The organism is Aestuariivirga sp., assembly GCF_037139295.1.
Lineage (GTDB): Bacteria > Pseudomonadota > Alphaproteobacteria > Rhizobiales > Aestuariivirgaceae > Aestuariivirga.
In genome coordinates, this window is the sequence record NZ_JBAXGR010000118.1 from 1 (window position 1) to 8,469 (window position 8,469).

Annotated in this window: 9 protein-coding genes; 4 read left to right on the forward strand and 5 right to left on the reverse strand. The window is 64.0% G+C overall.

Translation table 11 applies throughout. The features are described from left to right. Window positions 1-530 (forward strand): aromatic amino acid lyase (locus tag WCJ41_RS18460; protein ID WP_336907307.1); only part of this gene is annotated, 530 nt, incomplete at its 5' end. An 11-nt stretch (window positions 531-541) separates the two neighbouring features. Here the strand turns inward: WCJ41_RS18460 and WCJ41_RS18465 are convergent. Then, window positions 542-1,042 carry a MarR family transcriptional regulator gene (locus tag WCJ41_RS18465; RefSeq protein WP_336907308.1) on the reverse strand — a complete coding sequence of 167 codons (501 nt, stop codon included), beginning with the start codon at window positions 1,040-1,042 and terminating at the stop codon, window positions 542-544. 235 nt (window positions 1,043-1,277) lie between these two features. Here WCJ41_RS18465 and WCJ41_RS18470 point away from each other — a divergent pair, with 235 nt between their 5' ends. Beyond that, window positions 1,278-1,820 carry an NUDIX hydrolase gene (locus WCJ41_RS18470; protein WP_336907309.1) on the forward strand — a complete coding sequence of 181 codons (543 nt, stop codon included), beginning with the start codon at window positions 1,278-1,280 and terminating at the stop codon, window positions 1,818-1,820. A gap of 175 nt (window positions 1,821-1,995) precedes the next feature. Here the strand turns inward: WCJ41_RS18470 and WCJ41_RS18475 are convergent, their stop codons facing one another. The 4 genes from WCJ41_RS18475 to dapF are packed head-to-tail and all read right to left on the reverse strand — an operon-like array spanning window position 1,996 to window position 5,744. Further along, window positions 1,996-2,568, reverse strand: coding sequence for a septation protein A (locus WCJ41_RS18475; RefSeq protein WP_336907310.1), 573 nt, complete (start codon window positions 2,566-2,568; stop codon window positions 1,996-1,998). After that, window positions 2,565-3,641 (reverse strand): signal recognition particle-docking protein FtsY, encoded by a 1,077-nt coding sequence (gene ftsY, locus WCJ41_RS18480; protein WP_336907311.1) that lies wholly within the window; start codon window positions 3,639-3,641, stop codon window positions 2,565-2,567. The genes WCJ41_RS18475 and ftsY overlap by 4 nt, the downstream gene beginning before the upstream one ends. Further along, window positions 3,638-4,885 (reverse strand): tRNA (N(6)-L-threonylcarbamoyladenosine(37)-C(2))-methylthiotransferase MtaB, encoded by a 1,248-nt coding sequence (gene mtaB / locus WCJ41_RS18485; protein WP_336907312.1) that lies wholly within the window; start codon window positions 4,883-4,885, stop codon window positions 3,638-3,640. Before mtaB ends, ftsY begins: the two co-directional genes overlap by 4 nt. A 1-nt stretch (window position 4,886) precedes the next feature. Then, a complete protein-coding gene (gene dapF / locus WCJ41_RS18490; protein WP_336907313.1) occupies window positions 4,887-5,744 on the reverse strand; it encodes a diaminopimelate epimerase in 858 nt (285 codons plus the stop codon). A gap of 79 nt (window positions 5,745-5,823) precedes the next feature. Between dapF and aroE the strand changes: the two genes are divergently transcribed. Beyond that, a complete protein-coding gene (gene aroE / locus WCJ41_RS18495) occupies window positions 5,824-6,675 on the forward strand; it encodes a shikimate dehydrogenase (protein ID WP_336907314.1) in 852 nt (283 codons plus the stop codon). A 436-nt stretch (window positions 6,676-7,111) separates the two neighbouring features. After that, a partial coding sequence (gene ffh / locus WCJ41_RS18500) for a signal recognition particle protein (RefSeq protein ID WP_336907315.1) occupies window positions 7,112-8,469 on the forward strand: 1,358 nt, incomplete at its 3' end.

Here is an 8,469-nt window from a genome sequence, read left to right on the forward strand (position 1 = left end):
AGGTGGTCTCGACCGGCGGCTATCACAATGCGCAGGCGCCTGCCGCAATGGATGCGTTGACGGCTTCCATGGCCAACCTCGCGGTGATTGCCGCGCGCGTGGCGGCGAAGCTGCAGGATGGTCCGGTGTCATTGCTGCCGCCCTTCCTCGGTTATCCTGACAGCGACTATCTCGGCTGCCTCGCTATGGCGATGGTCGGCTACGAGGAGGAGATGCGCATGCTGGCTCAGCCCACGCTGCTGCCCGGTTCCGAATCCGGCGGCTTCGCGCAGGACGATGTGGCCTCGCCCGTCTTCCTCGCCTGGAGCAAGCAGGAAAAAGCGGGCGAACTGCTGGAGCTCACACTCGCCAGCCTGGCAGCTGTCGCGATGCGGGCTTTCGACGTGACAGGGCGGCCCGTTCCGGAGCTGTTACGGTCACGCGGCAGCGAAATCCGTCAGCATTTTCCTGATGATGGCGACGTGACGGCCATGGGCCCACGCTGTGCTGCGCTGGCGGCAGCCTTCAGGGCAGACATCTACAAGGCGTGAGGGAGAGGGGGTCAGGCCCGCTTGCGGGTCTTGAGCTTGCGAACGGGCTTCGCCGGTTCCTTTTCCTCGATGCGGTCCATCTCGGCCGCGAGAACGGCCAGATTGTCGATGAAGGACTTGCGCTCGGAGGACGAGATGAGGGAGAGCAGCTGCTTGTCGACCTCGTCAGCGCCCGGCTGGGCCATCTTCAGCATCTTCTTGCCGACGGCGGTGATGCGGATCGCGTTGGTGCGGCCATCGTCCTTGGTGCGCTTGCGCTGGAGGTAGCCCTGGGCCAGCAGGCGGGCCACGAGATCGGCGAGGGTGGAGCGGTCGATGCCGGTGAGCTTGACGAGCTCGGTCTGGCTCTTGCCGTCATTGGAGTCGACAGCGAGCAGCACCGTGAACTGGCGGTGGGTGAGACCCGACTTGCCGACCTCGCCCATGTAGATGAGGTTCGAGTACTGCGCCGCCCGTTTCAACAGGTGTGATGGTGAACGCGAGAATTGCTTCACGTCCTTGATTGTTGTCATTCGCCCCGTCTCCTGCCTGCGTGCCGAAGGATGTCCTTCGGTGTCGCAAAAACTCTTGCGCCATCTCTGGCATGACCGTTGCTCGACAGCGTAAGGACTTCCCCTCGCGGAGCCGCGAACAAGTAGCGGCTCAGATTTTTCGCTGCAAGCAAAAAGCGGTGTGAATTCCCTGGGTGCCCTTTGCCCAGAGCTGAGTTAAGATGATCCGCACACAGATTTCAACACTTGACAAGCGATGGCCATTAAGACTCAGAGCCCCGACTTCCGGCGTGAAATTCCCGATGGTGACAGCCACGAGCGGGATGTCTGCAGCACATGCGGTTTCGTGCACTATGTCAATCCGAAGATCGTCACGGGATCCATCGTGCGTCACGACGGCAAGATCATGCTGTGCCGCCGCGCCATCGAACCGCGCATCGGTTTCTGGACATTGCCCGCAGGCTTCATGGAAGTCGGCGAAACCACCGAGCAGGCCGCGATGCGCGAGGCGCATGAGGAAGCCAATGCGTCCATCGTGATTGACAGGCTGCTCGCCGTCTACACCATCCCGCGCATCGCGCAGGTGCAGATCATGTATCTCGCGCACATGTTAGAACCCTCTTTCTCGCCAGGGCCGGAGAGCCTCGAGGTGATGATGGTGGGCTGGGACGAGATCCCGTGGGATGACATCGCCTTTCCGTCCGTCACATGGGCACTGCAGCAATACCGCAGCGTGGAGAACGTTACGGAATTCGCGCCGTTTTCTAATCCGGCAGGGGCTTTTGACGGCATGCCGTGACCCTTTGTCCTCTCCCGTTTCAGCGGGAGAGGAAGGGGCCCCAACGCAGTTGGGGGAGGTGAGGGAACGCGGTCTCCGAACCTAATGCGACGCCTGCGTCCCCTCATCTCCCCGTTGCGTTCCGCAACGGGTCCCTTCTTCTCCCGCTGAAGAAGCGGGAGAAGACACATAAGGATCAGCCCTTCTCATCCTCGATCATGTGCTTCGACATGAAGGGGGCATTGGCAATCGCAAAGACGAGGGTCAAGGGCAGCAGGCCAAAGACCTTGAAGTTGACCCACTGGTCAGTCGACACGCTGCGCCACACGACTTCATTCAGCACCGCGAGGAACAGGAAGAACAGGCCCCAGCGGATCGACAGCGTGCGCCAGGCTGCCTCCGTGAGCTTCACCGCCTCGCCCATCACGAGCTTCAGGTAGCTGCGCCCGAAGGCCACGCCGCCCAGCAGCACCGCGCCGAACAGCGCATTGATCAGTGTCACCTTGACCTTGATGAACAGGTCGCTGTGCAGCCACAGGGTCAGCGCCCCAAAGATGGCCACGAAGATCGCCGACACCAGTGGCACCATCGCGATCTTGCGCGTGAGCAGCCAGGAGGCCGTAAGCGTCACCACCGTCGCCACCATGAAGATGCCGGTGCCCCAGAAGATGCCGGCCTTCCAGTTGGCCGCGAAGAAGCAGACGAGCGGGCCCATCTCGATGAGGAGCTTGGTGCCCTGCCCCATCTTCGGTGTCGAGGTGAAGCTCATGCTTCCTCCAGTCCGGCAATGGCGCGCGCGAAGCCCTCGGCGTCGAAGGGCTGCAGATCCTCGATCTTCTCACCCACGCCGATGGCATGGACCGGGATCTTGAACCGCTCGGCGATGGCGACGAGGATGCCGCCGCGCGCCGTGCCGTCGAGCTTGGTCATGATCAGGCCGGTGACGCCCGCGACCTTGGTGAAGATATCGGCCTGGGCCATGGCGTTCTGGCCCGTGGTGGCATCGAGCACGAGCAGCACCGCGTGCGGTGCGCCCTCATCCTGCTTCTTGATGACGCGCACGATCTTGTCGAGCTCGTCCATCAGGTACTGCTTGTTCTGGAGGCGTCCCGCCGTGTCGATGAACAGAATGTCGGTGCCGTCGGCCTTGGCTTCGGCAATGGCATCATAAGCCAGGCCAGAGGCATCCGCCCCGGTGGGGCGCGACATCACCTTGGCGCCGATCCTGCCGCCCCAGACATTGAGCTGCTCGATGGCGGCGGCCCGGAACGTGTCGCAGGCGGCGAACATCACCTTGTGGCCCTCGGCCCGGGCAATCGAGCCCAGCTTGCCGATGGTGGTTGTCTTGCCCGCACCATTGACGCCGACGACGAGGATGATGAAGGGCTTCTGCGCGCCGAAGGTGAAGGGCACCTCGACGGGCTTCAGCACTTGTGCGACTTCCGCGGCGAGGATGCGCTTCACCTCTTCCGGGTCGATCTCCTTGTCATAGCGGCCGGCGGAGACCGCCTTCACGATGCGCTCGGCCATGGGGAGCCCCAGGTCGGCCTGCAGCAGCACGTCTTCCAGGTCCTGCAGCGTCGCCTTGTCGAGCTTCTTCTTGGTGAAGATCGACGTGATGGAGCCGGTGATCGAGCGGGAGGACTTGGACAGGCCTTCCGAGAGGCGCGAGAACCAGCCGCTGCGGCTTTCAGGTTCGGGCGCAGGCGGTGGCTCTTCGGCAACTGGATGAGGCTCCGGTGCAGCGACCGGCTCCGCGACGGCCTCCTCGGCGGCAGGCGGCGGGGCCTCCTGCGCCTCCCTGGGGCCGGAGCGGGTGAACAGCTTTCGGAAAAAACTCATGCGGCGAGCCTGGCCTCGAGATGGGAAGGCCCACGGCCAGTGACATGGGCGGTGACGATGGCGCCGGGCGCCATGCGGCTTTGAAACTTCACCTGCGCGAAATGTTCGGTGCGGCCCATGGCCTCCGTCTCGATCAGCACCTGGCGCGTGGTGCCGACCTCGCGGCTGAGGAACTGGTCGAGCCGCTGCTCGCCCTTCTGGCGCAGCAGCGCAGCGCGCTCCTTGATGATGTGCTTCTCGAGCTGCGGCATGCGTTCGGCGGGCGTGCCGGGGCGCGGAGAGAAGGGAAAGACGTGCAGATAGGTGAGGCCGCAGTCATCGATGATCTTCAGCGAATTCGCGAACATCTCGTCCGTCTCGGTCGGGAAGCCCGCGATGATGTCGGCACCGAAGACGATGCCGGGGCGGCGCGCACGGAGTTCCGAACAGAAGGCGATCGAGTCCTCGCGCGCATGGCGGCGCTTCATGCGCTTCAAAATCATGTTGTCGCCCGACTGCAGCGACAGGTGAATGTGCGGCATCACCCGCTCCTCGCCCGCGATCACGTCCATCAGTTCGGGGTCAGCCTCGATCGAGTCGATGGAGGAAAGGCGCAGGCGCTTCAGCTCCGGAACGGTCTTGAGAATGCGACTTGTGAGAAGCCCGAGCTTCGGAGCACCTTCGAGGTCCGCTCCCCATGAGGTGAGGTCGACGCCGGTCAGCACCACCTCGGAATAGCCGGAGCCGACGAGGCGGCGGACCTGCTCGACAACATCCACCGCCTGAAGCGAGCGTGAATTGCCGCGGCCGAAGGGAATGATGCAGAAGGTGCAGCGATGGTCGCAGCCGTTCTGCACCTGCACGAAGGCGCGTGTGCGCTCCTTGAGGCCATCGACGAGGTGCGGCTTCGCGGCCTTCACCTCCATGATATCGGAGACCGAGACCCGCGCATTCGCACCATGCTGCCAGCTTGAAAGCTTCAGCTTCTCCTCATTGCCGAGCACGCGGGAGACTTCCGGCATCTTGGCGAACATCTCGGGGTCGGTCTGCGCGGCGCAGCCGGTGACGATGATTTCCGCATCCGGGTTCTCGGCCCTGGCCTTGCGGATCGCCTGCCTGGCTTGGCGGGTCGCTTCCGCCGTCACCGCACAGGTGTTGAACACGATGGCATTGGACTTACCCGCGGCCTCCGCATGATTGCGCATCACCTCGGTCTCATAGGTGTTGAGGCGGCAGCCGAAGGTGACGAATTTGGGTTCGCTCATCTCACACCGCCAGATGCGGCGGCAGATCGCCTTCGAATTCATAGGCCACGGGGCCGGTCATGATCACGTGGCCATCGGCCTCGCGGACGCCCATGAACAGATCACCGCCCGGCAGCGTGATGGTGGCCTTCGCGTCCAGCCGCTTCAACCGGAAGCCCGCCGCCATGACGGCGCAGGCGGCCGTGCCGCAGGCCTTGGTGAGGCCGGCGCCGCGCTCCCACACCTTGATGACCACGTGGTCGCGCGCATCGATGCGGGCGAGCGTGATGTTCGCGCGCTTCGGGAACAGCGGGTGGTGCTCCAACATCGGCCCGACTCTGGCCAGGTCGACGACGTCGAGGTCCTTCACCCAGAAAATGCAATGCGGGTTGCCGACGTTGACGACCGATGGCCGATCAATGAGCGGCGCGTCCACCGGGCCGACGTGCAGATCGATGTAGCGCGTGTCGTGGAACTTCTCGGAGAGCGGAATGTCCTGCCAGTCGAAGCGGGGGAGCCCCATGTCCACAGTGACCAGCCGGTCGCCGCCCTTTTCGGCGACGAGGAAGCCGCCCTTGGTGTCGATGGTGGCGCGGGTGGCCTTCTTCTCGTCGAAGAGAATATCGGCGATGCAGCGCGTGGCATTGCCGCAGGATTCGACCTCGCCGCCCTCATTGTTCCAGATGCGCATGGTGACGTCGGCCCTGGGCGACGGCTCCAGCACGATCAGCTGGTCGCAGCCGATGCCGGTCTTGCGGTCGGCGATGGCGCGGGCCTTCGCCTCGTCCATGGCAAGCGAACGCTTGCGCGCGTCGAAAACGACAAAGTCGTTTCCGAGCCCGTTCATCTTGCGGAAGTGGAAAGGTGAGGCCTCTGGCATGGGGGCCTTATATGGGAAAAGCCTTGAGGATTGCTAGACCGCTGAGAGGTGATAGCTTGCGGCAAAACGGGAGGAACAAATGGCGGCGCGGGATTTCACGAGCGAACTGGTGGGCTCCTTCTCGGAAGGATCGAACGGCAACCCGACGGTGGCCATGATCGAGGCCGCCTTCCGCCACCATGGCCTCAACTGGCGCTACATCAACTGCGAGGTGCCGCCGGAGAAGCTCGCCGATGCCGTGAAGGGCGCGCGTGCCATGGGCTGGAAGGGCTTCAACCTGTCGATCCCGCACAAGGTGGAGGTCATCCAATATCTTGATGGGCTGGGCGAGAGTGCAGCCATCATGGGGGCGGTCAACTGCGCCGTGAACCGCAACGGAAAACTCATCGGCGAGAACACCGACGGCAAGGGCTTCCTCAAGTCGCTGATGGAGGTGGTGGACCCCAGGGGCAAGCGCATCGTGATGTTCGGGGCGGGCGGTGCGGCCCGCGCCATCGGCGTCGAGCTGGCACTCGCCGGGGCGAAGTCCCTCACCATCGTCAACCGTTCGGTGTCACGCGCCGAGCCGCTGGTCAAGTTGTTGAACGAAAAGACGAAAACTCCCACCGAGCTGGTGGTATGGCCGCAGCCCTACCGGGTGCCGGAGGGCACCGACATCGTGGTCAACGCCACCTCCATCGGATTGGCCAACGGCAACCAGCCGCTGGATGTCGACATTTCCACCCTCAGGCCCGGCATGGTGGTGGCGGACGTCATTGTCGACCCGCCGGACACCCGCTTCCTGCGGGACGCCAAGGCCCAGGGCTGCACCACCATCGACGGGCTGGGGATGCTGATCAACCAGGGCGTCATCGGGGTGAAGTACTGGACGGGGATCGACGCCGATCCGGGTGCGATGCGAACGGAATTGGAAGCGATTTTCGCTTCCTGATCAGATACATACCCCATTCGGCCCGTCATCCCGGCGAAGTCCGGGATCCCGCTTCGGGCGGCGCCCCGAGGGAAGGCCGGAACCAGTCAGGGCCGTAACGGAGTTTGTAACGATTGCTTTTGGGCGTTTTCGGAGGCCGCTACACCCCCGTCTTCAGAAGGCCGCCGTGCACCCTTCCCTAGGGGCGCGGAGCCCTGGGGAAGCTGGATCCCGGTCTTGGCCGGGATGACGGCCGTGAGAGGGCTGGTCTCCACCCTCCGGAATTTGACTCTTTCGCCGCTTTCCCCTATGTGCCCTTCCATCACACGACGGCTTGAACGTCTTCAGGCGGTTTCACACATGGGGTTCTGACATTCCCGGGAGGTGAGGCGGCCAACATCCGGCAGCGAGATTCGCTCCCGGGTGCGTTGTTCGTTTGCGCCGAAGGGAATGGAACATGTTTGACACCTTAAGCGATCGCCTGTCGGGCATTCTGGACAAGATCACCGGACGCGGTGCCCTGTCTGACGCCGACGTCGAGGACGCGCTGCGCGAAGTGCGGCGCGCGCTGCTCGAGGCCGACGTGGCGCTCGAGGTGGTGAAGACCTTCACCGACAAGGTGCGCGAGAAGGCGGTCGGCGCCGAGATCGTGAAATCCGTGAAGCCCGGCCAGATGGTGGTCAAGATCGTCCATGACGCGATGGTCGAGACGCTGGGCGGCGGCGAGAACACCGCCCTCAACCTGCGCGCCTCGCCGCCTGTCGCCATTCTCATGGTTGGCCTTCAGGGCTCCGGCAAGACCACCACCACCGCGAAGATCGCCAAGCGCCTGACCGAGCGCGACAAGCGCCGCGTGCTGATGGCCTCGCTCGACACCCGTCGCCCGGCCGCACAGGAACAGCTCGCCATTCTCGGCAAACAGGTCAAGGTCGACACGCTCGCCATCGTACCCGGCCAGCAGCCCATCGAGATCGCGAAGCGCGCCATGTCGGAAGCCCGCAAGGGCGGCTATGACGTGGTCATGCTCGACACCGCGGGCCGCCTCGCCATCGACGAGGAACTGCTCGCCGAGGCAGCTTCCGTTCGCGATATCGTCAAGCCCAACGAAACGCTGCTCGTCGCTGACGCGCTCACCGGCCAGGATGCCGTGAACCTCGCGCGCAGCTTCGACGAGAAGATCGGCATCTCCGGCATCGTGCTCACCCGTATCGACGGCGATGGCCGCGGCGGTGCGGCCCTCTCGATGCGCCAGGTGACGGGCAAGCCCATCAAGCTGATGGGCACGGGCGAAAAGCTCGAAGGCCTCGAAGACTTCCACCCGGAGCGCATCGCCGGCCGCATCCTCGGCATGGGCGACGTCGTCTCGCTGGTCGAGAAGGCCGCGCTGAACTTCGACCAGGCCAAGGCGCAGAAGATCGCCGAGCGCATGAAGAAGGGCGCCTTCGATCTCGACGACCTGTCCGACCAGCTGAAGCAGCTGCAGAAGCTCGGTGGCATGGGCGGCGTCATGAACATGCTGCCCGGCATGGGCAAGATCAAGAAGCAGGTCGAGGGCATGGACCTCGACAACAAGCTGCTGAAGCGCCAGATGGCCATCATCAGTTCGATGACGCCCTATGAGCGCCGGAACCCCAAGACAATGGATGCCAAGCGCAAGAAGCGCGTGGCCGCCGGTTCGGGCACCAAGGTCGAGGAAATCAATCGCCTGCTCAAGATGCACATCCAGATGGCGGGCATGATGAAGCAGATGGGCCAGGGCAAGGGCCTGTTCGGCAAGATGATGGGCAAGGGCGCACCCGATGCCGCCGAGCTCGA

Bases quoted from the DNA above. Each gene is read 5' to 3' on its own strand.
- WCJ41_RS18475 (WP_336907310.1), bottom strand. From the start codon at position 2,568: ATGAGCTTCACCTCGACACCGAAGATGGGGCAGGGCACCAAGCTCCTC.
- WCJ41_RS18470 (WP_336907309.1), top strand. From the start codon at position 1,278: ATGGCCATTAAGACTCAGAGCCCCGACTTCCGGCGTGAAATTCCCGAT.
- WCJ41_RS18465 (WP_336907308.1), bottom strand. From the start codon at position 1,042: ATGACAACAATCAAGGACGTGAAGCAATTCTCGCGTTCACCATCACAC.
- aroE (WP_336907314.1), top strand. From the start codon at position 5,824: ATGGCGGCGCGGGATTTCACGAGCGAACTGGTGGGCTCCTTCTCGGAA.
- dapF (WP_336907313.1), bottom strand. From the start codon at position 5,744: ATGCCAGAGGCCTCACCTTTCCACTTCCGCAAGATGAACGGGCTCGGA.
- ftsY (WP_336907311.1), bottom strand. From the start codon at position 3,641: ATGAGTTTTTTCCGAAAGCTGTTCACCCGCTCCGGCCCCAGGGAGGCG.
- mtaB (WP_336907312.1), bottom strand. From the start codon at position 4,885: ATGAGCGAACCCAAATTCGTCACCTTCGGCTGCCGCCTCAACACCTAT.